This is a genomic window from Anabaena sp. FACHB-595 (assembly GCF_048568275.1).
Classification (GTDB): Bacteria; Cyanobacteriota; Cyanobacteriia; order Cyanobacteriales; family Nostocaceae; genus Trichormus.
The window spans coordinates 4,303,146-4,328,612 of sequence record NZ_CP183473.1; the positions used below are offsets into that span (position 1 = coordinate 4,303,146).

General features: G+C 41.2%; 22 protein-coding genes. 7 read left to right on the forward strand and 15 right to left on the reverse strand.

All coding sequences use genetic code 11. The features are described from left to right. Positions 1–295: 295 nt before the first annotated feature. A complete protein-coding gene (locus ACN222_RS17840) occupies positions 296–1,351 on the forward strand; it encodes an L-histidine N(alpha)-methyltransferase (RefSeq protein WP_010997715.1) in 1,056 nt (351 codons plus the stop codon). A gap of 179 nt (positions 1,352–1,530) precedes the next feature. Here the strand turns inward: ACN222_RS17840 and mtnA are convergent, their stop codons facing one another. From mtnA to ACN222_RS17870, 6 genes are all read right to left on the reverse strand, one after another. Then, a complete protein-coding gene (mtnA, locus tag ACN222_RS17845; RefSeq protein WP_010997716.1) occupies positions 1,531–2,574 on the reverse strand; it encodes an S-methyl-5-thioribose-1-phosphate isomerase in 1,044 nt (347 codons plus the stop codon). A gap of 86 nt (positions 2,575–2,660) precedes the next feature. Further along, on the reverse strand, positions 2,661–4,706 hold the full coding sequence (locus ACN222_RS17850; protein ID WP_010997717.1) for a cation:proton antiporter: 2,046 nt from the start codon (positions 4,704–4,706) through the stop codon (positions 2,661–2,663). Between the two features lie 125 nt (positions 4,707–4,831). Further along, the gene (locus ACN222_RS17855) at positions 4,832–5,731 is read right to left on the reverse strand and encodes an MBL fold metallo-hydrolase (protein WP_010997718.1); all 900 of its coding nucleotides are present in this window, start codon (positions 5,729–5,731) and stop codon (positions 4,832–4,834) included. Positions 5,732–5,742: 11 nt separating this feature from the next. Continuing rightward, positions 5,743–6,126 (reverse strand): aspartate 1-decarboxylase, encoded by a 384-nt coding sequence (gene panD, locus ACN222_RS17860; protein ID WP_010997719.1) that lies wholly within the window; start codon positions 6,124–6,126, stop codon positions 5,743–5,745. A 162-nt stretch (positions 6,127–6,288) separates the two neighbouring features. Beyond that, positions 6,289–6,798 (reverse strand): inorganic diphosphatase, encoded by a 510-nt coding sequence (locus ACN222_RS17865; protein ID WP_010997720.1) that lies wholly within the window; start codon positions 6,796–6,798, stop codon positions 6,289–6,291. 333 nt (positions 6,799–7,131) lie between these two features. After that, a complete protein-coding gene (locus ACN222_RS17870; protein WP_044521809.1) occupies positions 7,132–7,317 on the reverse strand; it encodes a hypothetical protein in 186 nt (61 codons plus the stop codon). Between the two features lie 973 nt (positions 7,318–8,290). Between ACN222_RS17870 and ACN222_RS17875 the strand changes: the two genes are divergently transcribed. Beyond that, positions 8,291–9,253 carry an IS110 family transposase gene (locus ACN222_RS17875; RefSeq protein ID WP_010994426.1) on the forward strand — a complete coding sequence of 321 codons (963 nt, stop codon included), beginning with the start codon at positions 8,291–8,293 and terminating at the stop codon, positions 9,251–9,253. Between the two features lie 374 nt (positions 9,254–9,627). Here ACN222_RS17875 and psbA read toward each other — a convergent pair whose 3' ends face one another. Continuing rightward, positions 9,628–10,710, reverse strand: a complete 1,083-nt coding sequence (gene psbA, locus ACN222_RS17880) for a photosystem II q(b) protein (RefSeq protein WP_010997721.1) — start codon at positions 10,708–10,710, stop codon at positions 9,628–9,630. Between the two features lie 226 nt (positions 10,711–10,936). Between psbA and cofG the strand changes: the two genes are divergently transcribed. Further along, complete coding sequence (cofG, locus tag ACN222_RS17885; protein ID WP_010997722.1) at positions 10,937–11,956, forward strand: 7,8-didemethyl-8-hydroxy-5-deazariboflavin synthase subunit CofG; 1,020 nt, start codon at positions 10,937–10,939, stop codon at positions 11,954–11,956. Here the strand turns inward: cofG and ACN222_RS17890 are convergent. Together ACN222_RS17890 and ACN222_RS17895 are read right to left on the reverse strand one after the other, a co-directional pair. Beyond that, positions 11,947–12,792, reverse strand: a complete 846-nt coding sequence (locus tag ACN222_RS17890; protein ID WP_010997723.1) for a metal ABC transporter permease — start codon at positions 12,790–12,792, stop codon at positions 11,947–11,949. The two genes, cofG and ACN222_RS17890, sit on opposite strands and share 10 nt — an antisense overlap. 71 nt (positions 12,793–12,863) lie before the next feature. After that, complete coding sequence (locus ACN222_RS17895; RefSeq protein WP_010997724.1) at positions 12,864–13,661, reverse strand: metal ABC transporter ATP-binding protein; 798 nt, start codon at positions 13,659–13,661, stop codon at positions 12,864–12,866. Between the two features lie 92 nt (positions 13,662–13,753). Here ACN222_RS17895 and ACN222_RS17900 point away from each other — a divergent pair, with 92 nt between their 5' ends. Both ACN222_RS17900 and ACN222_RS17905 read left to right on the forward strand, forming a co-directional pair. After that, positions 13,754–14,731 (forward strand): metal ABC transporter substrate-binding protein, encoded by a 978-nt coding sequence (locus tag ACN222_RS17900; protein ID WP_010997725.1) that lies wholly within the window; start codon positions 13,754–13,756, stop codon positions 14,729–14,731. Between the two features lie 359 nt (positions 14,732–15,090). Next, positions 15,091–15,441, forward strand: a complete 351-nt coding sequence (locus ACN222_RS17905; protein WP_010997726.1) for a hypothetical protein — start codon at positions 15,091–15,093, stop codon at positions 15,439–15,441. Between the two features lie 174 nt (positions 15,442–15,615). Here the strand turns inward: ACN222_RS17905 and ACN222_RS17910 are convergent, their stop codons facing one another. From ACN222_RS17910 to ACN222_RS17930, 5 genes are all read right to left on the reverse strand, one after another. Further along, positions 15,616–18,249: a trans-splicing intein-formed DNA polymerase III subunit alpha N-terminal partner DnaE-N gene (locus tag ACN222_RS17910; RefSeq protein WP_010997727.1), complete on the reverse strand. Its 2,634-nt coding sequence runs from the start codon at positions 18,247–18,249 to the stop codon at positions 15,616–15,618. 184 nt (positions 18,250–18,433) lie between these two features. Next, positions 18,434–18,901 carry a DUF4870 domain-containing protein gene (locus tag ACN222_RS17915; protein WP_010997728.1) on the reverse strand — a complete coding sequence of 156 codons (468 nt, stop codon included), beginning with the start codon at positions 18,899–18,901 and terminating at the stop codon, positions 18,434–18,436. Between the two features lie 71 nt (positions 18,902–18,972). Next, on the reverse strand, positions 18,973–20,136 hold the full coding sequence (locus ACN222_RS17920) for a DUF1822 family protein (RefSeq protein ID WP_010997729.1): 1,164 nt from the start codon (positions 20,134–20,136) through the stop codon (positions 18,973–18,975). 125 nt (positions 20,137–20,261) lie between these two features. Beyond that, the gene (locus tag ACN222_RS17925) at positions 20,262–21,437 is read right to left on the reverse strand and encodes a sigma-70 family RNA polymerase sigma factor (RefSeq protein WP_044521815.1); all 1,176 of its coding nucleotides are present in this window, start codon (positions 21,435–21,437) and stop codon (positions 20,262–20,264) included. Positions 21,438–21,889: 452 nt separating this feature from the next. Continuing rightward, a complete protein-coding gene (locus ACN222_RS17930) occupies positions 21,890–22,483 on the reverse strand; it encodes a hypothetical protein (RefSeq protein WP_010997731.1) in 594 nt (197 codons plus the stop codon). A 197-nt stretch (positions 22,484–22,680) separates the two neighbouring features. Here ACN222_RS17930 and ACN222_RS17935 point away from each other — a divergent pair, with 197 nt between their 5' ends. Beyond that, positions 22,681–23,310: a sigma-70 family RNA polymerase sigma factor gene (locus ACN222_RS17935; protein ID WP_190449811.1), complete on the forward strand. Its 630-nt coding sequence runs from the start codon at positions 22,681–22,683 to the stop codon at positions 23,308–23,310. A 97-nt stretch (positions 23,311–23,407) separates the two neighbouring features. Further along, positions 23,408–24,481 (forward strand): tetratricopeptide repeat protein, encoded by a 1,074-nt coding sequence (locus ACN222_RS17940; RefSeq protein WP_096637170.1) that lies wholly within the window; start codon positions 23,408–23,410, stop codon positions 24,479–24,481. A gap of 21 nt (positions 24,482–24,502) precedes the next feature. Here the strand turns inward: ACN222_RS17940 and ACN222_RS17945 are convergent, their stop codons facing one another. Continuing rightward, the gene (locus tag ACN222_RS17945; protein ID WP_010997734.1) at positions 24,503–25,339 is read right to left on the reverse strand and encodes a hypothetical protein; all 837 of its coding nucleotides are present in this window, start codon (positions 25,337–25,339) and stop codon (positions 24,503–24,505) included. Positions 25,340–25,467 lie beyond the last annotated feature (128 nt).

Sequence of the window (25,467 nt, forward strand, 5' to 3'; positions counted from 1 at the left end):
GCATTCACCCAATCGGGTGAACCATCGATTCTTCGGTCAATCTCTTGTTAGGTAATGTAGTACTTATAAAACAATGTCTTATAACCTAGCAGTATTGATGAAGTTAGATGCCAGACTGCTTCAACAAATTCGGAATTTCCAGTCAATTCAAGAATATGAATCAATTCAAAATTCAAAATAAAATAAAACCTACTATTAACGCCGATAAGTGAGTTTAAAATTTAAATTTGGACACAAGTATGAGATAATTGACTTTATGTAAATTTATAATTTATAGATAAGTCAAGATAAAGTAATGGCTCAAAAATTGCCTATTAATTCAAATATCAACTCTTCTCATCAGGTTCCTATATTTCGCACAGCCAAGCCTAGTAATGAGTTCTACAAAGTTTTTTCAGAAGCAGAAATTTTAGGCATAATTCATGCTCTAGAATCCAGGCGGGAAATACCTCTGAAGTATTCATACAAAGGGCAAGGCGCAAAAATCTGGGATAGTTTTTATCTAAAATATATCGTCCCTACATGGTATCGAACATCAAACGTGGAGATTGATTTACTAAAAAGTAATTTTGCATATTTAAATGGTGATTATCAGCAGTGCGACAAAGTTAATATCATAGATGTGGGTGCGGGTAACGCATATCCTGTAAAAGCATTTATTGGTAAACTGAAAAAATTAGGTAGAATTGATAAATACATCGCCTTAGATATTAGTGATGAACTACTTAATGTCTCTAGCAAGAATTTTAAAAAATGGTTTCCTTTAATTGACTATATAAATTATGCAATTGATATAGAAAATAATATAATTCCCGAAAGTCTAGTCAAAAACCAACGCGAAAATACAGCTAATATATTTTTACATCTAGGTGTTACAATCGCCAATCATCACGATAGACATCAAGTATTCCAACATTTTCGAGACAGCATGGCGAAAAATGATTTACTAGTCTTTACAAATGAGATTGGTTCTAATTCTCAATGGGATGGCATAGCTAGGGGTGGTTGTAAATATCATGCAGACCAAGTGTATAGATGGATTACAAATAATCTGGGGATGAAAGCAGAAGATTGTGAACTGGTGAGAAAATATGATCCAGCAAAAGATAGTATAGTTGCTAACCTAAAATTACAGCAGAATTACACAATCAATTTTAGTTATTTAGGAATAGATAAGAGTTTAGAAATATCTGCGGGTGAGGAAATCACTATTTGGCGACATCATAAGTTTGAAATACCCACCCTCATACAAGAAATCGAACAAGCCGGGCTAAAACTCGTAAATTATAGTACTAATAAATATTCATCACATCTCATGGTGATTTGTGAGGCAAGCAGTAACAATGCCTAAAATTCTGTATTCCTGTAAAGGTAGTGCGTAGGTGCGGCCAGATCGTGCATTAGAAAAAATTGTAAGATCGCTCACCTTTGTACTTGATGATAAATCAAAACTTAGCCTATGGTTTGCTTTTGGTAGGAATGTTATCACAGAGAGTGCGATCGCTTAGTCCATGTCACATATCCGCATGACTAAACCACCGCTTGTTGTGAGGATTTAGTTAAAACATGAGGAGCAAAAGCACCATTCTCGGTAATGATGGCTGTAATTAACTCTGCTGGGGTGACATCAAAAGCGGGATTGTAGAATTTCACGCCTGGAGGTGTCAAAGTAGTATCACCGACTTGATAAATTTCTACTGGGTTGCGTTCTTCAATGGGGATTTGACTACCATCAGCTAATTCAAAATCAATTGTAGAGACAGGCGCAGCGACGAAGAAAGGAACATTATGTGCTTTGGCGACTATAGCTAAACTATAAGTGCCGATTTTATTTGCAGCATCACCATTAGCCGCAATTCGATCCGCACCCACAACAACAGCATGAATTAAACCCTGTTTCATGCAATGGGCTGCCATATTATCAGTAATTAGCGTTACGGGAATACCTTCTTGCACACATTCCCAAGTGGTAAGTTTTGCACCTTGCAGACGTGGACGGGTTTCATCAGCAAACAACCTTTCTAAACGCCCTTCTCGCCAAGCTGAACGGACAACCCCCAAGGCTGTACCATAACCAGCAGTAGCTAAAGCCCCTGCATTACAATGGGTCAGCAATGTCAGCTTTTCTGGTGTTTTGGGTAAGATAGCCAAGCCATTGTCACCGATCGCCTGACAAGTTTGCAAGTCTTCTGCGTTGATGGCTTGGGCAGTTTGTAAGAGATTTTCTTTAATTTGGGCGACTGTTCCTAAAGTCTTATAGGCAGTTTTCTGCATCCTACTAATTGCCCAAAATAAATTGACGGCTGTGGGACGGGTAGCCCGTAATAACTGTGCTACTTTTTCTAATTCTTGCAAAAACTCCTGGCGTTCGCCTGTCTCAATTTCCCTCGCCCCCAAATACATCCCATAAGCCGCCGCCACGCCAATCGCAGGCGCACCCCGGACAATCATAGTTTGAATCGCCCGCGCCATATCTTCACTACGGTGAATTTCTACAACTGCATACTCATTGGGTAAACGAGTTTGGTCAATTAGTAAGACACAATTATTTTGCCAAATAACGGGGTAAATCATAGATGGGGATTGAGGACTGGGGATTGGGGATTGGGGATTGGGAATATAATATACCTTATCTGTCCTATCTCCCCAATCCCTAGTTTCTACTGTGGAAAGTAGGCGATAATCATGGCTACTTTAGGATGAGTGCGGGCGATCGCTTCTGGTGCGTTACCAAATAGGGCAAATAGTTGAGTTTTGTTTTCCACAGTCCCATTCAGCAGTAGTAAATCGTTGGTTTTGAGTAACCGAGAAACTTGGCGGACAAAGTTACCTCTTACTTTCTGGATTGGTGTATCAGCTGGTAATCCAGTATCAGCTATTTCAATGGCTTCCCCTCGCAGTGCTACCACTTGTAAAAGTTGGAGAGAGGCTTTCAATTCTGTGGCTAAAGCTTTAGCTAATTCGATGCTTTGCCCAAAGGTGCTGACTTGGGCTTGTTGGGTGGTAAAGGCTAAAAATACTCGATTTGTGTGTTCAATTGGTAAGGGGAAGCGAGATACTAAAACGGGGATAAAACTACGCTGAACAATCTTATCAATAACACCACCAAATAAATTTTCCTCATAGGTAGAGTAGCCTTTCCAACCGCAAATAATCGCACTAGCTTGCTTTTCTTCAGCTACACGGGCAATACCTTTGTCAATAGATTCGTCAATTCGGCCGATGGGGGTAACATTCACAACCGCCGCATGGGCAATCATTTCTGCTGTGGATAGGAGTTGGCTTTGTTTGGCTTTAGCATCTGGAGAAATGGGGTTATTTTCCTCTAGTAAAATATGGAGTGGTAGCAAAGTACCAGAGGCAGATTTAGTCAGGATAATTGCTAACTGGAGTAGATTATCTTCAGTGTTGGGGTTAGCTACTGGGACTAACACGCGATCACCTATCCTACCATCTTGACGCGTTTGGATACTATCGGCTTCTGGTTTGAGATTTCTGCCCCATTTTGCTGTTACCCAAGGAGAAGCAATACAGGTAACTAAAATCATGGCGATCGTGCCATTGACTGTTAATTGGTCTACCAGCTTGATATTGTAAGCCACTGTGATGGCTGCCAAAGTCGAGGCGGCTTGCGCTACTGATAACCCAAACATCACCATGATGTTGTTAAAATTCATGCCAAATAACTTGCCAGAACCCCAAGCGGGAAGAAATTTGGCAACAATAGCCACAGACACCATTACACCAGATACTACCAGCGATCGCGGTTCTTGCACCAAAATCAAAGGATTAACCAGCATCCCCACAGAAATTAAGAAGAAAGGGACAAACAGCGTATTACCGATAAATTGAATCCGGTTCATCAACGGGCTAAGTTGGGGGATCAACTGAGTAATTGCCACTCCTGCCAAAAAAGCCCCAATAATTGGCTCAATTTGGACTAATTCTGCCCCATAAGAAACTACAAACAAGGTAGCCAAAACAAATGTAAACTCTGCCCCTTCATCATGTCCAAACCTTTGAAAAAACCAGCGTCCGATACGTGGCACACCCCACAAAGTGAGAAAGGTGTAAATAATTAACGCCGGAATCAGGAATAACCAAAAACTGAGGGTTAAATTCCCTTGATGCGCCCTGACTACCACGGCTAACACCAGAAGTGCCAAAATATTGGTAATGAGCGTACCGCCGAGAGTCGCCGTCAAAACTTGAGAACGCATGATGCCCAATTTGCTGGCAATGGGTAAGGCTAGTAAAGTATGAGAAGCGAAACAAGAAGCTACCAAAATTGCAGGCAAGAAAGTATAGCCAATTGCCATCATGGCTCCAGTTCCCAACGCCATTGGGATTGCAAAGGTAGCTAGTCCAAAAATGACTGCCTTATCTGCGTTATATTTCAGATCATCCAGGCTAGTTTCCAGCCCAGCCATAAACATCAAGAATAGTAAACCCACGGTGCCTAAAAGCACAATAGTATTATCTCGTGCTAATAATCCCAATCCATTAGGGCCGACTACTACCCCTGCGAGAATTAATCCCACAATCCCAGGTAGTCGAATCTTCTCAAATAACAGGGGAGCAACTAACATAATCCCCAAAATCATCAAGAAAACGGGTACAGGGTCTTTAAGCGGTGTGGAAAATATGGAAGCTAATGAATAATTAGTTACACTTTGCCAAGAAATAGCGATCGCATCTAATATCATGGATGTTTGTACAGCACTATATTTGCATTGACTCAAATATTAGTACCTTCTCAAAACTCCCATCGAATTGGTACTATTGTTAGATATAGATTTTCCTACCTTGGTGAAATTGCCCTGAAATTTCTTTAAAAAACAGGTAACGCCAAACCCTCACAAGCTAGTAAAGCGTCAGAAAAGGTAGACTGAACTTCCTTTTCCACCTGATCAAGAAAATCATCATGATCATCTGGGTGATGGTGGGAGATAATTAACTTTCGTACCCCTGCCTTCTGAGCCATTTCTACGGCAGCTTGCCAGAGTAAATCGACTGACTCATGGTCGTGAGATGTTGGCGGTGTATAGGTAGCGTTAGCAATCAGCAAATCAACATCTTGAATAATTTGCAAAACTTGTTCTCTTTCACCTTGTTCAGCACTCATATTTAAATCCGTGACATAGGCGACGCTATATTCTTGCCATGTAACACGATAGCCAATTGAACGCTGGGTTTGATTGATTAATGCTGTTCTAATGGTGACATCATCTAACTTAACTTCACTATCAGGAGTTAAAGGGTAAAACTGCAACTCCGACTGCATCACCTGTAACGGATAAGGAAAGTGTGGTTGGAGCATTTGATCACACAAACATTGTTTAATCGAAGCACCGTTAGACGCAGCCCCACCGTAAATGTGAAAGCAATTTCCGGCAATAAATGCAGGAGCAAAAAAAGGAAACCCTTGGATGCGGTTTGATTGAGAATTGGTAAAAAATAAATGGGCTTCTAGCGGCTGTTGTAAGTGCTGCCAAGCTTTACCCAATATCCGTAAACCCGTACCACCATCAAAAATTAGGCGTTTACCAGCCACCTGCATTTCTACACAAGCAGTATTACCCCCATAACGGCTAGTATTACTGCTTGGGGTAGGAATTAATCCCCTAACCCCCCAGAACTGCACGAGAAATTTACCAGCGAGACTACTTAGGTTAGCAGTAGACTCATCATTTAGGTAGCTTTGGGAACCTGACAGCTCAAGATTTGTCATTTTCTTTGAATTTAGACCTGACTGAGCAGGTCATCGTAGCGCCGCACTTCTAAAGGTCGGTTTTTTTCATCTACAATGACTACCGTTGGAGTGTAACTTTTTAACTCCTCAGATGTAAACTGCCCGTAAGTCATTATAATCACGCGATCGCCTATAATGCCTAGACGGGCGGCAGCCCCATTTAGTTCAATAATTCCCGAATGCGCTGGAGCCGGGATCGCATAAGTAATGAAACGTTGTCCATTGGCATTATTCACTACTTGCACTTGTTCATAAGGCAAGATGCCAGATTTATCTAATAAGATTTGATCGATGCTGATACTACCCACATAATTGATGTTTGCCCCAGTGAGGGTGCAATTATGAATTTTTGCCAAAAGGAGGGTACGTTGCATTTTGGTTAAAATTTCTCCAGCAGTTGTTGCACTTAGTTAATTTAGTAGTAAGGGGTAGGAGAAGAAGCAGGGAGCAGGGGAGGTAGGGGAAGAACTGACTGCAATATTTTCCGCCCAATCCCCAATCCCCAATCCCCAGTCCCCAATCCCTACTCCCCATTATTACTTGTAAGCTTTAATGGATTGGTCAACTAGAGCTTTCACTTGATCAACATCTTGCCAACCGAGGATTTGAGTTACTTTTTTTTCTAAATTTTTGTAACTACGGAAAAACTCAGCTATTTCATCCAAGCGATGTGGGGCTACGTCATTCAAAGATTTTACGTGAGCGTAGCGGGGGTCTTTGTCAGGTACTGCTAAAATTTTCTCATCGCGATCGCCACCATCAATCATTTCCAAAAAGCCAATTGGTCTGGCCGCGATGACACAACCAGGAAAGGTTGGCTCATCAATAATTACCATACCATCCAGGGGATCGCCATCATCAGCTAAGGTATTCGGGACAAAACCATAATCATAAGGATACTTAACCGAAGAATACAACACTCGGTCTAGAGCAAAGGCTTCCAGGTCTTTATCAAATTCGTATTTATTTTGACTACCACCAGCAATTTCAATCAGAATATTGATGACACCTGGTTTGGGTTGTGCTGGAATACGGGATAAGTCCACAAAAAACTCCTGTCTTAACTATTAAGTGCATTGGGGACATACTCCCCGTGTAGAATTTTATGGCCAAGATGGACTTCTTCCCAAAGTATTTATCTAAATGCTGAGTCAGATATTCTTCCCCCTGCCTCCTATGAAAAAAGCGCTGTGGAAAAATATCACAACGCTGCTAGAGTTATTAAAGATATTTCTACCCAGGGAAAAGAAACTTTTCCTTACATTTGAGTATATATCACTCAAACTCAGGCTGAGAGCGCAGATTTGCTAAAATTGGTTGGGTAAATTATACGCAAATTTACAGCTTTGGGCTGATGAACTCTCATCACGCAGCAGTCTCTAATCCTCCCCTTGTTGGGATTGATAAATCATCGGTTGCTGATTATTCGAGACATCACCTGAATAGTGTCCGATCACGAACACAGGTAGGGTAAGAGTTACTAAAGCGATTATTGTTCCCACAATATCTGCCAAACGATGGGAGTACGTGTCGGAAGGACTGGCAGACTGGCTATCTGAATTCATACAAAGTTTAAAGTCAATCAAAATTCTGGTAAGTTTGCTCTCTTGGTGAGAGTTTCTATACTATTTTAGCTATTTTCTACTGTCAATTGTGTAGCTTTTGAAAACATGAGCCAATTTGGCAAGTATCATAATTGTCATTTTTAACTTGCTAATTTTGTTACAAAGTTGATGGTAAACATTTTCCATTTATTCTAGTCATTGATTTGTTATGGTTCCTAGATATAATTGGTTGTCATTGGTTAACTTCGGGTTAAGAGGCAAGTATTTAAAATTTTTTGTTCGACATTTATACATATTAATTATTAACCCCAACAATCTAAATTCGTCAATACTGTAACATCTTGAAATAGTCTATTTAAGGTTTTTCTGACGATTTATTCTGTTGGCAATAGTCCTTGAAAATACGAAATATTACTGAAGATATAAATACATTTTTACCCACTGAATAAATACGAAGCTAAAGATATAAGAAAATCTCAGCAATTAGATAGAGCATAATTTTGATTACCAAAATTACATCCCGAAGAAATACACATAAATTGGCTAATGTGAATGTGCTGAGTGTGTCAGTTATTTTTTATTTTCATTACCTTTACCGTAGGCACTTATTCTAATAAATATGACACCGGGTTCGTCAATCTATATATAGGTAGATATAAGGAACTTCCAGATAAAAAAATATCTAAAACGTAGGGTGCGCTACTTGCGAGAAAACCTAGCTGCACCAAGAAAATATTCATACTGACGCACCCTTGTATATTAAAAGAAGTGGTAGACCGTCGCACCCTAGGTCATTAAAGACCGCTTTGTAGCATGGGTCACCACAACAATCTCTTTGACAGAACTCGAACAGTCGCCGGGGTCAAAGCTTTAAACTACTGACATTTAAAGTATACAGTCCGCATCGGGCAAGGATGAGTGAAATCAAGGGGATGAATTAAAAACTTCTTGACAAAATAGTTGAGATTCAAAAATGGAAAACATCTCTGTGTGGGTAGGCATTGACGTGAGCAAAGCGACCCTCGATGTTTATATCCGTCCCATCGGTAAAGCATTGAAGTTTGCTAATACAGAACTAGAAATATTTAATTTAGTTGAACAATTAAAATTTTATGATTTGAACCTCATCGTACTAGAAGCAACCGGAGGATTAGAAACAGAACTGGTCATTCAACTACAGGCAGCAATGCTACCAGTAGCATTAATCAATCCACGTCAAGGACGAAATTTTGCCAAAGCCACTGGTAAACTCGCCAAAACAGATGCTATCGATGCACAAATATTGGCACACTTTGGGGAAGCAATGAAACCTCAAGTGTTAAACATTGAGTCACAAGCATCTCGTCAATTAGGAGAATTAATTAGTCGTCGAAGACAATTAGTTGAGATGCAAACTGCTGAAAAAAATCGACGCTCACGCGCCCGTGGTAAAGCATTGGCAGATATTGAAGCACACATTGAATATCTTGACGAACGTCTCAAACAACTCAATCAAGAAATTGAGCAATTAACTCAAAACAATCAACAATGGATTGAAAAAGTTAATTTACTCAAAACTACTCCTGGTATTGGCCAAGTTATTTCGACAACTCTGGTTTCTGATTTGCCAGAACTCGGTCAACTCACTGCCAAACAAATTTCTCGCTTAGTTGGTGTTGCACCTATCAATCATGATAGTGGTCAACACAAAGGTAAGCGCATGATTAATGGCGGTCGCGCTCATGTTCGTGCCACTCTTTATATGGGTGCTGTTGTTGCTATGCGTCATAATCCGGTTATCAAGGCCTTTTATGAGCGTCTTGTCGAACGTGGTAAATCGAAAAAATTAGCTCTCACTGCTTGCGTTCATAAAATGTTAGTCATTTTAAATGCAATGGTTCGGGATAATTTACCTTGGCGTGTTACTGACAACTTACAACCCATTCCCAACGCTTAATCACAATTGACCGTTTTTATACTTGGAAATACTCTCCCTGATGATCCTATTGCCGCATTTGGGTCAATTTTTGATGCTCTTTTTTATCTTCACGGGAAATCCAGCAACTGGGGAAGATTCTGCGGCGAAGCGGAGTGGCTGGTGCGGGCTGCTACCATCTTAGCCAAGAGCCACAAGTCTTTTTGCCCGTACCAGCCACCGCAGAATCTAGCGCAGCGTTCCCCAGTTGCGTCAATGTTCAGAGTCCCGGTTTTTGTTAACGATCGCTTGACTTTCAAGACAGTCGCTACTAAAAAATATTTAAAGAGAATATTTAAAGCAAAAAAGCGCCACCTTTGCAGGAGACGCTTTTTTATTGAATTAAGAATTCAGAATTAACCGTTGATAGCAGGAGCGCTTATTGCAACAGGAGCAACTTCACCAGCAGCCAAATCTAGAGGGAAGTTGTGAGCGTTACGCTCGTGCATTACTTCCATACCCAAGTTAGCGCGGTTGATGATGTCAGCCCAGGTATTGATTACACGACCTTGTGAGTCGATGATGGATTGGTTGAAGTTGAAACCGTTCAAGTTGAACGCCATTGTGCTTACACCCAACGCGGTAAACCAGATACCGATTACAGGCCATGCAGCTAGGAAGAAGTGCAGTTGACGGCTGTTGTTGAAGGATGCGTATTGGAAAATTAAGCGACCGAAGTAACCGTGTGCAGCAACGATGTTGTAGGTTTCTTCTTCTTGTCCGAATTTGTAACCGTAGTTTTGTGATTCGTTTTCGGTTGTTTCACGAACTAAGGAAGAGGTTACCAAGGAACCGTGCATTGCAGAGAACAAGGAACCACCGAATACACCAGCTACACCCAACATATGGAAGGGGTGCATCAAGATGTTGTGTTCTGCTTGGAACACGATCATGAAGTTGAATGTGCCGGAGATACCCAAGGGCATACCATCTGAGAAGGAACCTTGTCCGATTGGGTAGATCAAGAATACTGCGGTTGCTGCTGCTACTGGTGCAGAGAATGCTAGGCAGATCCAAGGACGCATTCCTAAGCGGTAGGATAGTTCCCATTCACGTCCTAAGTAGCAGAATACGCCAGTTAGGAAGTGGAAAATTACCAATTGGTAAGGGCCACCGTTGTACAACCACTCGTCTAGGGATGCTGCTTCCCAAATTGGGTAGAAGTGCAAGCCGATGGCGTTGGAGGATGGAACAACTGCACCGGAGATGATGTTGTTTCCGTAGATTAGGGAACCTGCTACTGGTTCACGGATGCCGTCGATGTCTACTGGGGGTGCAGCGATGAAGGCGATGATGAAGCAGGTGGTTGCAGCTAGCAAGGTGGGGATCATTAGTACGCCGAACCAACCGATGTATAGACGGTTGTTGGTGCTGGTAATCCACTCGCAGAACTGTTCCCATACGTTGGCGCTTTTGCGCTGTTGTAAGGTTGCGGTCATGTTTTTATGATTACGTTGGTTGTATGTATGTTGTAGGCGTTTCCACCTGTTACATACATTAACAGTAATTATTTCGTTTTGTAAAGTGTTTTGAGAAAAAAACTTTACAAAATATGGTCACTAACGCTGAAAAGCACTGTTTACAATAGTTTTGGGTGTAAATAAAAATGAGTTTCGCTGAATACGGCTCGAAAAATGGTTACATTTCTTGAGGAAAATCTGTTTTATGACAGTTGCCAAATCTACTTGTGCCTCAGTATCCACAAAGCCTGCCGTAGGAAAGCCGACCAACGGTATCGCCACTTATAGTCCTGCATATACGATTGTTCCTACCTATGAGTGTTTCAATCGTTGTACCTACTGCAATTTTCGCACCGACCCAGGCGAAAGTTCGTGGATGACCCTATCAGCAGCAGAAGATATTTTCCAACGGCTGCAAAATGAGCAAGTCTGTGAAATTCTGATCCTTAGTGGAGAGGTACACCCCCATTCACCAAAGCGTCAGGCATGGTTCCAGAGAATCTATGATTTATGTAAACTAGCCTTAACATCGGGTTTTCTCCCACATACCAATGCCGGGCCTTTGAGTTTCGCAGAGATGCAGGAATTGAAAAGCGTCAATGTTTCAATGGGTTTGATGTTGGAACAGTTAACACCAAAATTATTAGAAACAGTCCATCGTCACGCACCAAGTAAGTTACCAGAACTCAGGTTGCAACAATTAGAGTGGGCGGGAGATTTGCAAATTCCCTTTACAACAGGTTTGCTGTTGGGAATTGGGGAAGGTATAGATGATTGCTGGGAGACATTGGAAACTATATCGAAGTTACATCAGCGTTACCATCATATTCAAGAAGTTATTTTACAACCCCACAGCCCAGGAAATCAGCAGACATTTGATGCACCTGCTTTTAATCCGCATCAGCTACCAGAAGTTATTGCCAAAGCACGGCAGATTTTACCGCCAGATATTACAATTCAAATTCCACCGAATTTAGTTCAAGATGAGCAATGGTTAGTGGCTTGTGTAGAAGCTGGTGCAAGAGATTTAGGGGGAATTGGGCCGAAAGATGAAGTGAATCCTGATTATCCTCATCTTCAGGCGGAGGAATTGAGAGAAATTTTACAGCCTGTGGGTTGGGAGTTAGTACCACGTTTGCCAGTATATCCACAGTTTGATGGTTGGTTGTCGAAGGAGTTGCAGGCAAGTGTGAGAAGGTGGAGGGAACTGGTAATTTATTTTTGATATACGGTGGGGATTAAAATCCCATGTTTGGGGCTGAATAACAATGCCAATAGGAATAGTCCTGAAACTACTAAAACGATCGCTGGGCCGGAAGGTAAATTATAAAAGTAACTCAGATACATACCGCTAATGCTGGAAAAAACGCCTATCCCTGCGCCTAAAATCATGACTTGGTGTAGGCGTTTCACTAATAGGTAAGCGGTTGCACCTGGTGTAATTAACAGTGATAGTACTAAGATTACGCCTACTGCTTTCATGCTGGCGACAATTGTTAAGGCAATCAGTAGCATTAAACCAAAGTTTAAGCGATTTACTGGTAAGCCTGCGGCTTGAGCGCCTAAAGGATCGAAGGTGTAAAATAGTAGTTCTTTATATAACAAAATTACGACCGTTAAAACAATAGCGGCGATGATGGCGGTATCACGCACCTCATCAACAGTCACGCCAAGGATATTACCAAAGAGAAAGTGATTGAGGTCGATTTTATTATCTTTTTGAACAACGGTAATCAATGTAATACCCAAGGCAAAGAATGCTGAAAATACTATACCCATTGCAGCATCTTCTTTGATGGGCGATCGCGTCCTAATCCAAGCGATCGCTATCGTACTCAAAACCCCAGCAATAAATGCTCCCACAAATATGTTAGCGCCTACCATGAAAGCGATCGCTAGTCCTGGCAAAACTGAGTGACTGATAGCATCACCCAACAGCGCTAATCTTTGCACCATCAAGTAACTACCAACAACCGCACACAACAAACCCACTAAAATAGCAATCACAAGCGATCGCTGCATAAAGCCATATTGCAACGGTTCAATTAAAGCTTCTAACATAGATATTTAGTCATTAGTCAGTTGTTATTGTCTCTCCTCATATTTCCTAGTCTCTAATCCCCAGTCCCTCTTTAAGCTGCATCAGAGAAGTAGATGACTTTACCGCCGTAAGCTTGGTGCAGGTTGTCTTCTGTGAGTACTTGTTGACGGGAACCTGTGGCGATTAATTCACGGTTAAGCAAGACTAAATCATCGAAATGGCTGATAGATTCGCCTAAGTCGTGGTTAACTACCAATACAATTTTGTTAGCCGCAGCTAGTTCATGGAAAACCTCAAAAATAACTGCTTGGGTTTTTTGATCGATACCTACCAAGGGTTCATCAAAACAGAATATGTCTGCTTGTTGTGCTAAAGCCCTCGCTAAAAATACCCGTTGTTGTTGTCCCCCGGATAATTGTCCTATGGGGCGATCGCAATAATCCAACATTCCCACTCGTTCTAAGGCATTCTTGGCAACTTGGCGACTCACAGCCGAGAAACTACGTAACCAGCCTGTCTTTTTTACCCTTCCCATCATCACCACATCCCAAACTGTGGCGGGATAAGTCCAGTCAATTTGGCTACGTTGGGGAACGTAAGCAACTTTCCCTAATTGCTGCATGAGGGGTTTGTTCTGGTATAGTACCCTACCACTGCTAACGGGAACCAAGCCTAACATTGCTTTCATAAGAGTGCTTTTACCAGCGCCGTTAGGGCCAAATATTCCCGTGATTCGTCCCGGTTTGACAATACAGTTAACATCCCGCAAGGCTTCTTGTGTACGGTAGTGTACCCCTAGATGGGAGATATTAATTGCTGCTGTTGCTGTTGAGGTATCCACTGGTTCCCGCATGGAATTAGTTGCTAAGGAAAAGTTCGCAATTTGCATGGTGTCATTTCCGAGACGTAAAAAATGAAAAGATTATGAAAATAATGTAACTTAAAAAATGAGAAAAATATGAAAATAACTATAACAGTCTGATGAATGCAATCACTCACTCAAAAGCCAGATTTTGCTGGCAATCTGTATTAGTCGTATTTGTGGGACTTTTGATAGGTGGATGTGCCTCAGTCGACTCTAGCCGTACTCCTGCGAACGCAGATGGTAAGCCGCAAGTAGTAGCAACTAGTACCATCATTGCTGATTTAGCACAGGAAGTTGGGGGAGAAGAAATTCAATTAACTGGAATACTAAAGCCAGGGACAGATCCTCATGTTTACGAACCAGTACCAGCCGACAGCAGAGTTTTAGAAAAGGCTGACTTGATTCTGTATAACGGTTACAATTTAGAACCAGGGTTGATTAAGTTAATGAATGCTGCTGGTAGTAAAGCCAGAAAGTTAGCAGTGGGAGAAGTTGTCAAACCATTGCAGTTAGATAAAGGTAAAGGTGAAGTAGTGCCAGATCCTCACGTTTGGGGGAGTGCAGAAAATGCTGTGGCTATGGTTAATGCTATTCGAGATGCTTTAATTGAGTTATCCCCTAAAGATAGAGAAAAATATACTCAGAGGGCATCACAGCTTACAGATGAATTAAAACAGTTGCATAGCTGGATTAATCAGCAGATACAGACAATTCCGCCTGATAAACGCAAACTAATAACAACCCACGATGCTTTTCAATATTATGGACGAGCTTATGGGTTGGCGATCGCTGGGACTTTAATTGGCATTAGCACCGAAGAACAGCCAAGCGCCCAAACAGTTAAAAGATTGGTAGACTCGATTAAGAATATCGGTGTACCTGCAATTTTTGCCGAAACTACAATTAATCCCACTTTAATTAAAACTGTTGCCGAAGAAGCAGGGATAAAACTAGCACCAAATCAACTCTACTCTGATTCCATCGGTGCTAAAGGAAGTAATGGTGATTCCTATATCAAAATGATGGAAGCGAATACACGCACTATCGTAGAAGCCTTGGGTGGAAAATATACACCCTTTGAACTCAAGCAATAAATATTTTTCGGCTTGTTTTTTTCAAGTCTAAGGTCACATCTAAATGTATATAGAGATCCGATTTGATTCCTGTTGGCGTAGCCTGCGCTAGCGCATAAAATTCCCAGTATCTGTAGGGTGGGCAATGCCCACCAAAACCATGAGCAGGTGGGCATTGCCCACCCTACTAAAGAAATGAATATTTCTTGGCTTGTCTTTCTCAAGTCTGAGGTTACATCTAAATGTATAAGCTGAGATATATCCTTAGATATGTAATTGTCACCAAAATAGAAAAGTATCACTAGGGAAGGAACTCAATTAACATTTGATTTTTTAGAGTGTGTTAGTAAACAAAAAATATTTTAATCATCGAAATAGCCATGACTAACGAAAATCTAGAAAATCAAAATAATCAAGCAAAAGAAATTAAACAACCAGTAAGTAAAGATTGGCATTCCCGCGAGGAACCAACTGCCAAAGAAAGAAACTTAACAGCAAACCCAGGAGATAGAATTGCCGACGAACCCCAATCTATTGAAGAGAAAGCCAAGAAGGTGGCTGTAGATGCACCAGACATCACAGGTGATCATATTAAAGTACCTACCTACTTTGTTGTTGACGAACCTAATGGTGAACAAAAAGCATTACATCACGTCAAAGATGCTGAAGAAATTTCTGATGTAATTCGTCAAGCTAGAGTAGATGAGAACGGAAATCGTATTTGGTGGTAGTTCTTAATTCTTTTTCCTATTTGTAGTGGTGTGACTGGACTAAAGTCGTACATTAGACGTAGGTTGGGTGGAGCGCAGCGCATTATGATAGGTCGTAGATCCCCGACTTTTTAAAAAGTCGGGGATCTCAACACCCACAGTCTGTCAAAATTCACAGGCTGACGCATAGATGAATTACTCTGGTAAACCCTTCACTTGCAACAAGTCCAACTCTTGTTCAAATATTTCATCAATTGGCAACATCTTGCCATCTTGAGTCATAAATTTGTGGTCTTTTGTTGCCTTAATTATTGACCCATCTTCTAAGCAATATTCAAATACTTCTTGTTTACCGCGATGATGCCATTGAGCAATGGGTTGAGTGTAAACAATACCATTATTATTAATGCTAAATACACTACACTCAATACCTTTCTCTACAATCTCGCCAATGGGGACAAATCCATATTCAACTGTTAAAACTTCTGTATCATAACTTAAACAATATTCGGCAAATTTCAACATATCATCAAATAGCTTCTCAGCTACTTGCTTTTTCACACCATTTTTAGTTGAACCATCAATAAATTTTTCTTGCTGCTTCTGCATCTCCGAAACTTTCTTTTTACCCATCGCACGGCGCAGCAAGTCGGCTTGTCCTAAGGTATAACCAGCCATATCTTGAGCAATTTTCATGATTTGCTCCTGATAGACCATGATTCCATAGGTTTCATTTAATATTGGTTCTAAAAGCTGGCTTTCATAATCGATATTTTCCCGCCCATGTTTACGGTTAATAAACTTAGGAATTAATCCAGCATCTAGAGGGCCTGGTCTGTAAAGTGCCAAGATAGAAGAAATATCTTCAATATTAGAAGGCTTCAAATCTCTTACTATCTGTTTCATCCCTGAAGATTCTAATTGAAATATGCCTTCTAATTCACCAGATTCCAACAATTCATAGGTCTTTTGGACATCTTTTGGCAGAGTTTTATATTCACCTTTAGCTAAGATTTTTTGTGCTTTACGTTCTTGACTGGTGATTTCGTAAGGGTCAATTCTAAAACCATGTTTTTCTTCAATCAAGTCAATGGTTTTTTGGATCATCGTCAGGTTTTTTAAGCCTAAGAAGTCCATTTTTAACAAACCCATTGATTCCAGATCTTCCATGAAATATTGAGTAATGACAGACCCATCATTATTTTTTTGCAGTGGGACGATTTCATCCAATGGATCAGCAGAAATAACTACACCGGCAGCGTGAACACCAAAGGTTTTGTTAGTCCCTTCGATTCGCATCGCCATATCCAACCAATGGCGAACTCTGGGGTCGTTATCATATTTTTCTTTAAACTCTGGTTCCGGGGTAGCATCGGAAATCATCACCTTCAGTTTGGTGGGTTTACCCCGGACTACAGGAATTAATTTTGCCATTTTGTCGGATTCCCCATAGGGAATGTTTAACACTCTGGCGACATCTTTTAACACTGCTTTGGAAGTTAGACGGTTAAAAGTAATGATTTGGGCGACTCTTTCTTTTCCATATTTATCTGTTACATATTCAATTACTTTATCCCGTTGTTCAATACAGAAATCTGTATCGATATCAGGCATGGATTTACGTTCTGGGTTCAAAAATCGCTCGAAGAGTAACCCATGATGTACCGGATCAATGTTAGTAATTCCCATTGTGTATGCTACTAAGGAACCAGCCGCCGAACCCCGACCAGGCCCCACAGGGATATTATTATCTCTAGCAAATTTGATGTAGTCCCAAACTACTAAAAAGTAGCTGGAGAATCCCATTTGTTGCAACATTTTGAGTTCATATTCTAGCCTTTCTCTGTAGACTGGCTCGACTTCGTTGCGGGATTTACGATTGAGTTTCTCCAATAGTCCTTGCCATGCAACTTCTTCAACATAAGTATCAGGAGTATGACCTGAAGGAATTGGGTAGTTGGGAATGCGAGGCTCACCCATAATATGGTAAGGCTCGACTTTATCCGCAACTTCTTCAGTGGTGGCGATCGCCTCTGCAATTACATCATCGGTTAAGTGGTCGCGGAATAGCAACTTCATCTCTTCACCAGATTTGAGATATTCTGTACCGCTATACCGCATTCGCTTATCTTCACTAATTAGCTTGCCAGTTTGAATACATAGCAATGCGTCGTGTGCTTCTACATCAAAGCAAGAAATGTAATGGGAATCATTGGTAGCAACAAATTTAATCTCTAACTCACGGGCAATTTTAATAATTTCTACGTTGACAATACGGTCTTCTTGTGAACCGTGGTCTTGAATTTCTAAATAAAAATCATCACCAAAAACATCTTTATACCACTTGGCAACTTTCCGCGCTGCATCTGGTCTGTTGCTAAGAATTGCTTGGGGAATTTCTCCACCTAAACAAGCACTGGTAACAATTAAGCCTTCATGATACTCTTTGAGCAAATCTTTATTAATACAAGGGCGAGAAAAAATACCTTTACCTTGCACACCTTGGAGGTGAGAGATTGTCGTTAATTTGACTAAATTTTTGTAACCTTTAGTATTTTTAGCTAAAACAACTTGATGATATTTAGGGCGACCACGTTCTTGTTTTTCCAGGTCGCCGTTCAGGATATACATTTCGTTGCCAATGATGGGCTTAATATTTTTACTGCGGCAAATTTTCAGTAGTTCAATAGCACCATACATGACACCGTGATCGGTAACAGCGATCGCTTTCATACCCAAGGCGATCGCTTGATCAATCAACTCAGGTAGCTGACTAGCCCCATCCAGCAGGCTGTAATCACTATGAATATGTAAAGGTACAAAGGACATAACTCTCTCCCAGCGCTAGCCCACAATCTTCCCCTGGGATTTCTTGTGAGCCAGATTTTATCTAGCAACGGAATCTTAGATTAACGCTTTTAGGGAATTTTCACTTCCGCAATATATGTATAAATAATGATAAGTGGATACGGAGAAAAAATATCTTATGTCCCCAGTCCCCAGTCCCTGCAACTTACCTTAAAACTCGCATTGTCAAAGGATAGCGATAATGTTCACCATTGTAAGCTTTTGTGGCAGCAAAAGTTACTAAAAATAGTTGCAATAGTAGTAAGGCTACAGTGAAATACATCCAAATAAATAATAAGCTGTCTAAAACTGTACTAACTTGATTTATTTCACCATTAGTAGTGACTGCAATGCTACAACTAGCTAAAACTAATAGTAATGAGATAGCTATGACAAAGACGATATAGAAAGTCAAAGAAATCTGAAAATTTAACGATTCTTTACCTTGGAAATCAACCCAGGGATATTTGACTTTTCTAGATTTCCAGACTAAGAAGGGGATCAAAATATTTAATGGTAAAAATAGAGGAACGCCTAAAAATACTACAAAGAATAAAAGTAACCACGCGAATAAAGCTGAGAAATGACACAACATCGCCCAGACCCGCATTTGTTTGTTGTGTTGTAATCTCATGGTTTTTTATCTCATGTGGATTGAGAAAGAATGCTTATCCACATTATCAATAAAAAAAGCCCCAAAACAGCTTAAAATTTGAGAATTTCTCGGTCATAATTTTCCGGTAGCGGTTCAATTTCCCATACTATGCCTTCTCCAGCCTCTAAAGCAACTTCAACGTAGAGTTGTTCTACAGCATTTGTGGCAATATCTTCATTATTGGGAAATGACTGTAGGTCTTCTGTGAGGAGTCGGAGTTTAAAGCCACCGGGAATAACTGCACCTACGGTTGCATTCCGTAATTCAAAGCGCCAATAAGATGCGTCTGGTTCACCTTGTGGTGTAATCAACAGTTCGTATAGTTGACCAGCAATGGTTAATCGGCGAGACAAGGTGACACCCGCTTGTCTATCTTCTACACTCCTAGCCCCAGCCGCACTTAATTGTAAATTCAAGCGTCCCCAACCCATATTCTGTGCTACTTGAGACACACCACTTTGCAACCATTGTAGTACCAATCTCTGCTCAGGCAGTCCCAAACGGCGTTCATATAAACTTTGCCGCCAGCCGCCATGTTCAATTAATGCGCCCCATAGTTGAAAAGGGATGGCTAACCGGGGGTTAATGATTTCTGGATTGCTTAAACGGGTGATGAGATTTTGGGCTTGTTCCTGGGGTAGGTTTGGTAATGCAGCTAGGGCATTACGTGTGACTTCATCAGGGCATAAATCCTGCGCTACAGCTAACACACCGAGATCTTTAACAATATCAGTTATATCTAACGAATAGGTGCGATCGCCTGGATCATATTGGCCTTGATTCTTCAGTTGCGTATGGGTACAGTAGCCCCAAACTTCTACATATTCCCCATCTACTTGCACCGCTAAATAATAATCCCCTGCCCAGGTTGGTAAATCTACCCATTCTTGCTGCACACGCAATTCGCTGTGATCAATATTTTCACTGGGAACCAAAATAAATCTCTTTCCGTCAATTGTGACTGCGGTTCCATTCACTAGTTCCCAAAGACTGGCTAGAGTCATGGTGGATGGCCACACCTTTGCCTGTGTGGAAAAGTCTTCCTGTAACCACGGCAAGACTGCTCTCAGGCAAAGTTCGTTGATATAAGCTTGATAACCTGAGTAAGGATGAGAAAATAACTGGCTGTCAATACTTGCTGTTGTAGAGTCAGGGATTTCTAAAATCAGGTCTGTCGAGTCAGCAAAGGTGAATACTGTGGGGTTAGCAGTCATAGGGTTTACTCCGGGGATTTCTTTGGCTGGGTTTGGGGCAAGCTGGGAAAATTGCTGTTTCCCGAACAGACGTGAAAATCTCCAATTCTTTATTAATAGTTAATTTTCGACTGTTTTAGCATTTTTTATGTATTAGAGACATTGTAGTAATTCTGTAACCAGTCTTCTATTAATGTACTCATAGCTTTGAGTATGTCTGAAGTCAGGGAAATATGCAGTATGTCTTGACTCCAGCTAGCTACAGACCGCAGTAAAGTTTCCTTGGCTTTGGTTAATCGCCGGGAAACAGTGTACTGTTTGATCTCTAATTGTTGAGCAATGCCATCTTGATTGAGTTTTTGCTCGTAGTATAGTTGCAGTATTTGTTGTAGTTGCGTGTCGAGTTGAGCGATCGCCTCAACTAAGACTTGATAAATTTCCGTTTGTTGAGAACTTCTGGCTTGTTCTTCTTCTTGGGCAATAATTTCCTGAATTAGGGATGGCTGTTCTGTCCCTGGGAGATTATCTAGTAACTCAAATGAATCATCAGCACCCTTAGATACATTGAGAGAATCTGGGGTGGGATAAAGATACTTACGGGCTGCTTTCGCTGCATTTAATAACCACTTTTCCATATCTTGGGGATTAGCGGGTTGGTGGCTTTGGGAATTGTAAGCTTTGGCGATCGCCTCCCAAGTAGTATCATCTGGTCGAGACAGTTGGCGAGAGTTAGCCGCCTTGGTGGGGACATACAAAGTTTTGAAGCAATTCCAAGCAAGGATATAGGCAGGGATCTCCGTTGAGGATAAACCACTGTTTTGTAAAGACTCATACAAGCGCTTCTGGCTGATTTTGCGTAACAGACCCCAATCAGTACAGATATCGACTTCTTGACGTTGGCGTAAAGTTTCGCGGATTGCACTACCAAAAATAATACTGGCGTAGTTTTTCAGGGTACTGCTTTGACTGGGATCGAAACCTTTCAGGACTCGATCAACTTGGGCGATCGCTACTTGGAAACAATCAGATAACCTATATTGCGTACTGACAAAACTAGCGGCTGTTTTTTGGGATATCCAATAACAAGGTTCTTGCAAATAAGCAGCCAGATGTTGCTTCGCCAGAGGTTGAGTTTCCGGAATCTGCCAAAACTTATACCAATATAAAGCCCAAAAATATTCCGAAGTTTCCTTTGGCGTGTGCTTCAGACAACCGAGGATGCTACGACGCAATCGTGATTCCGTCGCCCAACCACTGAAGCGATCGGCATCGAATTGCACAAAAGTCGAAAAAATTTCAGTAACGCTTTGCCGAGGTTGCATAAGAACTAGAAGCCGACCTAGAGGAAAAATGAAGGCGTTAAACGACACCTGCACAAACTTTACTATAAGCAACAAAGATTATGTTTGCGCCAGTCAAGTAATTTTCTTAACTGTCCTTGCATTTCGAGGAAAATTTTGAAATATTCAAAAATGTCAAAAGCGATCGCACCCAAAGAAGCACAAAGCAAAGTCAAAGCCTCCTAAGCAATAGCCGGATTAGTTAAGAAGCCCACACTGTAACTATACTCAGTTCAGTGTGTGAAGTATGTCATGTAAAATCCTCAATTATCAATTATCCTATTTTTATTAATTTGGTCAGGCGATCGCCATCCTATTTTTTTGCAATCACTCATCTAAAATCAGATAAATAACTACCCATAAAAAACAAATTAAGGTGCGTTTGGCAAAACCATAACGCACCTTATTTCTAACAAATGACTAATAACCAATGACTAATTGGCCACTTCAGCTATTTCTATCACCCGCCCTTCATAATCCTTGACTAGAAAATTTAGAGGCTTCTGGTTACGAATCTTAAATTTTAAACCGCGTGTTTCTACCCGCATCAAAACCATTTCTAAACAGTCACGGTCGAAGCAAACGTGACGTTGCTGATTTTTTACACCCAAACTTGCACCTGTAATTACGTGCAGTTGAGTATTCTTCTTCAATTGATACCACAGCCCATCACTGGCATTATTCATTGACTTGCCAGTCCAGCTAGGACTAGTAGACATATATAGCGGATCTATGCCCGTTGCGCCTATAGTTTGTTCGTAGTTGTAGTAGTAGTGCAGTGGTACTTCTGCGGCTGGCAAATCTAGTAGCCCTTCGTATAATTGTCGGGCAATCTCTAGATCGGACACCATCACAGTATGCACTTTAGGCGCACTGGTGAGGAATAGCCACATAGCACCAGCATAAGCTGCTAGCAGCATCACCATGATGCCTTGGGTCGAAAAAAGGCTATCTAGAGGCAAGGAGGGCAAAAAAGAGCCTAAAACAGGGGGAAGCCGGAACGATATCACACTAGCTGCTATAACCATGAACAAATTAAAAATTATATAAGGGAGCCGCTTTTATTTTTGTCTATAAAGACTTCAGTTAAGAGGTCTTTGTTCTAGTGTACAAGACTAAACTAGTCTGAGTCTTCGTTCTCAACAGACCTACATCAAGATATTATACGGCTGACTCAAAAATCTTATTGCCAACTTTATTTTAATCAGTATCAATGGCCAAAGTTATGCAAATTCCTCATTTTTCTGAAGCTAATCACCCACTGGTAAAGTCTCTTTTTCACCACAGTGACCAAGAATTGCTGGATCTGTTTCAGTATCATCCCGATGCTGGTAAGTACTTTACAGTGATTTTCTGCCGTTATAGCCCAATAGTCTACACGTTGATTCAACATTCTGCGCGATCGCCTGTACAGGCCGATTATCTTTTTGCTCTGACTTGGCGACATATCTATTACGAACTTGGTGGACTGGATTTAAAAAATCCTCTCCCAGGTCAAGAGGGGTTGACCTTACAAAATTGGCTGATTAATATCACAGCTTACTGTATCAACGAAATTCAATTACCCCCAACAGAAGCCATTCACTATTCTCTGCAAGCAACTTCACCACCACTCTGGTGCTATGTCGAACAAGCATTAGACCAACTGCCCCCCATGTTACGGTTGATGGTTTTGATGGCGCAAACCTTTCATTGGAGCGAAACTCGCATTGCTGCTTATCTACAAGCAGAAGGGGAAAAGGTAACACCTGCTGAAGTAGCCAATTTTCTCCAAGAAGGCTATCGTATGCTAGAGGACAAATTACCCGCAGACATCCGCACTATCTACTTGGGCGAAGATTTGGTTAAGTCATAGGTTAAGTATATACGCGTATACTGCTAGTCTTCATGCTGACATAATAAAACTTTTCTGCCAGCTTTTACTTAAAACCGCAATTTCATGGGTAAGTTTTATGACACAACAGCATTTATTCCCTAGCACTAAAGCCAAGAGCTACAAGTTGTTTTGTTTTTACCTATTAATTTTGACTTCGTTGCTGCACCCCGCGACCGCAGGTGCGGCTGATATTACTCAACAACTCCATCGTCCTGTTAATAGTTCTATGGGACGGCAATCTAGAGATGAAGCAGACTCATTATTACGGGTGGCTGAACAACAATATGCTGCTGGATATGCAGACAAAGCCATTGACTCTGGTTTGCAAGCGTTGGATATTTATCACCTGATTGGTGATCTGAGGGCAAAAGGTTTAACTTATAATTTGTTAGCAAAAGCTTATATTGAGTTAGGACGTTTTAAAGAAGGTGAAGACGCATTACGACGAAGGTTAGCGATCGCTCGTGATACTAAAGACTTTCAATCACAAATTTTCGCCTTGAATAATCTTGGCACGTTGCTACTACAAGCAGGTGAACCCAAAGCCGCCGGAGAAACAATTCAAGAAGCCTACACGATCGCTGACAATGTGAAAAATATTGATGGTGAAGGACTATCCTTGAGTAACTTGGGTCTTGTATCGTCTAGGCTGGGAGATTACAACAAGGCGATCAAACTTTATGAAACAGCTTTAATTTTCCGCCGTCGGACTGGGGACGCACCAGGAGAAATGAATACTTTAAATAACTTAGGCGATGCTTACCTAGCGGCTGGCAATTACCCAGATACAATTGGTACTTATGGCGCAGCTATGAGGATTGCCAAAACTCTAGGCGATCGCTCTAACCAATTACGCGCCATTGATGGTTTAGTCACAGCTCACAGCGCTGTCGGACGTTATGAACGCGCCTTTGACTTGCTACAACAGCGTTTAACCATCGCTCAAGAATTACAAAATCTGCGAGAAGAATTAAAGTCCTTTGAATCCTACGCAAAATTATACGAGCAGCTAGGTAACTACCCAACCGCCCGTAATTTTTACGAAAGAGCAATCATAATTTCACAAACCCTAGAGGATAACAAACAAGAAGTGTTTTTACGCGATCGCCTGACGCAAATGTTGAGGAGTCAAAAGTCTATACTCAAGTAACAACTAACAATTGACAACCGACTAGTTCAAAAACACGGAACCGTTATTTTCAATTCTCAACGTGTTTCTGTCTTGACCAACGTTAGTAGTTTCTCTCAATCTCACTTCTAAAACACCTGATTGTGGGGAAGGCTGAGGAGTTGCTTCTAGCAATCCGCCATCTTCCCGTTGGAATGTGACGGTGACTGGTGCTGCTAAACCTTGGAGTGTGACATCGGATTTACCTTGCAGCGATCGCGGTGCTGTGTCTCCAATTACCTGATAAGTAACATTAGCACCGCTATCATTAACTAATCTCACGTTTACTCTACCGCTCGCCAGAGAAATACGAGTGCTAGGGCTTTGTTGTTGACCTGGTGAGGGTAGGGGACTAACTGGCACAGTAGATTGTCCTGTACCAGGCGCTGGGGTCTGCGGTGATGGTTGAACACTTGGCTGTGTATTTCCACCTTCAGTTTGTAAACTGCGTTGAGAACGACCATAGGGAGCTTCACTAAAAATCCTGGGGTTAGGATTTAGTACTGAACTTGTTTCACCACCAACACCCATTCTGATTTGGTCAGCGTTTGGCGTAACAGGAATGCTACTTTGAGGAAGCAATCCTTGATTTATGAGTCTTTGAGTAAAAGCATTGGGAGGGCAACCCTGAGGTACTGCAACCCGTTCATTGTGTGGTTGCTCGTAAAAAATTCTCGGACAAGGATTAACTTTAGAACTGGGCTGAATAGTAGGCTGCTGATTAATTGGCTGTTGTGCTAGTACTGCCTGAGGAATTGCTGATATACCCATCAGTAACCCTCCACAAATTGCACTCAATAATTCAGCAGACTTGCGAAGGTTGGAAGAGTTTACATTCATAATTTACTCCTAAAAATTTGAGTTTTAGCAAATTGGAAGATTTTTTATTTAAATAAATTAAATAAATCTCTACTACAAAAGCAGCATTCTCAATCTACCAGCTATTCTTTTCTTCTTGCTCTAACTTT

What these genes read in the sequence shown, in the direction of transcription:
- ACN222_RS17910 (WP_010997727.1), bottom strand. Translation starts at nt 18,249, where the DNA reads ATGTCCTTTGTACCTTTACATATTCATAGTGATTACAGCCTGCTGGAT.
- ACN222_RS17915 (WP_010997728.1), bottom strand. Translation starts at nt 18,901, where the DNA reads ATGAGATTACAACACAACAAACAAATGCGGGTCTGGGCGATGTTGTGT.
- ACN222_RS17855 (WP_010997718.1), bottom strand. Translation starts at nt 5,731, where the DNA reads ATGACAAATCTTGAGCTGTCAGGTTCCCAAAGCTACCTAAATGATGAG.
- ACN222_RS17895 (WP_010997724.1), bottom strand. Translation starts at nt 13,661, where the DNA reads ATGCAAATTGCGAACTTTTCCTTAGCAACTAATTCCATGCGGGAACCA.
- ACN222_RS17920 (WP_010997729.1), bottom strand. Translation starts at nt 20,136, where the DNA reads ATGACTGCTAACCCCACAGTATTCACCTTTGCTGACTCGACAGACCTG.
- ACN222_RS17930 (WP_010997731.1), bottom strand. Translation starts at nt 22,483, where the DNA reads ATGGTTATAGCAGCTAGTGTGATATCGTTCCGGCTTCCCCCTGTTTTA.
- ACN222_RS17940 (WP_096637170.1), top strand. Translation starts at nt 23,408, where the DNA reads ATGACACAACAGCATTTATTCCCTAGCACTAAAGCCAAGAGCTACAAG.
- ACN222_RS17850 (WP_010997717.1), bottom strand. Translation starts at nt 4,706, where the DNA reads ATGATATTAGATGCGATCGCTATTTCTTGGCAAAGTGTAACTAATTAT.
- ACN222_RS17870 (WP_044521809.1), bottom strand. Translation starts at nt 7,317, where the DNA reads ATGAATTCAGATAGCCAGTCTGCCAGTCCTTCCGACACGTACTCCCAT.
- ACN222_RS17840 (WP_010997715.1), top strand. Translation starts at nt 296, where the DNA reads ATGGCTCAAAAATTGCCTATTAATTCAAATATCAACTCTTCTCATCAG.
- ACN222_RS17945 (WP_010997734.1), bottom strand. Translation starts at nt 25,339, where the DNA reads ATGAATGTAAACTCTTCCAACCTTCGCAAGTCTGCTGAATTATTGAGT.
- ACN222_RS17925 (WP_044521815.1), bottom strand. Translation starts at nt 21,437, where the DNA reads ATGCAACCTCGGCAAAGCGTTACTGAAATTTTTTCGACTTTTGTGCAA.
- ACN222_RS17935 (WP_190449811.1), top strand. Translation starts at nt 22,681, where the DNA reads ATGCAAATTCCTCATTTTTCTGAAGCTAATCACCCACTGGTAAAGTCT.
- ACN222_RS17905 (WP_010997726.1), top strand. Translation starts at nt 15,091, where the DNA reads ATGACTAACGAAAATCTAGAAAATCAAAATAATCAAGCAAAAGAAATT.
- panD (WP_010997719.1), bottom strand. Translation starts at nt 6,126, where the DNA reads ATGCAACGTACCCTCCTTTTGGCAAAAATTCATAATTGCACCCTCACT.
- ACN222_RS17875 (WP_010994426.1), top strand. Translation starts at nt 8,291, where the DNA reads ATGGAAAACATCTCTGTGTGGGTAGGCATTGACGTGAGCAAAGCGACC.
- cofG (WP_010997722.1), top strand. Translation starts at nt 10,937, where the DNA reads ATGACAGTTGCCAAATCTACTTGTGCCTCAGTATCCACAAAGCCTGCC.
- ACN222_RS17890 (WP_010997723.1), bottom strand. Translation starts at nt 12,792, where the DNA reads ATGTTAGAAGCTTTAATTGAACCGTTGCAATATGGCTTTATGCAGCGA.
- ACN222_RS17900 (WP_010997725.1), top strand. Translation starts at nt 13,754, where the DNA reads ATGAATGCAATCACTCACTCAAAAGCCAGATTTTGCTGGCAATCTGTA.
- psbA (WP_010997721.1), bottom strand. Translation starts at nt 10,710, where the DNA reads ATGACCGCAACCTTACAACAGCGCAAAAGCGCCAACGTATGGGAACAG.
- mtnA (WP_010997716.1), bottom strand. Translation starts at nt 2,574, where the DNA reads ATGATTTACCCCGTTATTTGGCAAAATAATTGTGTCTTACTAATTGAC.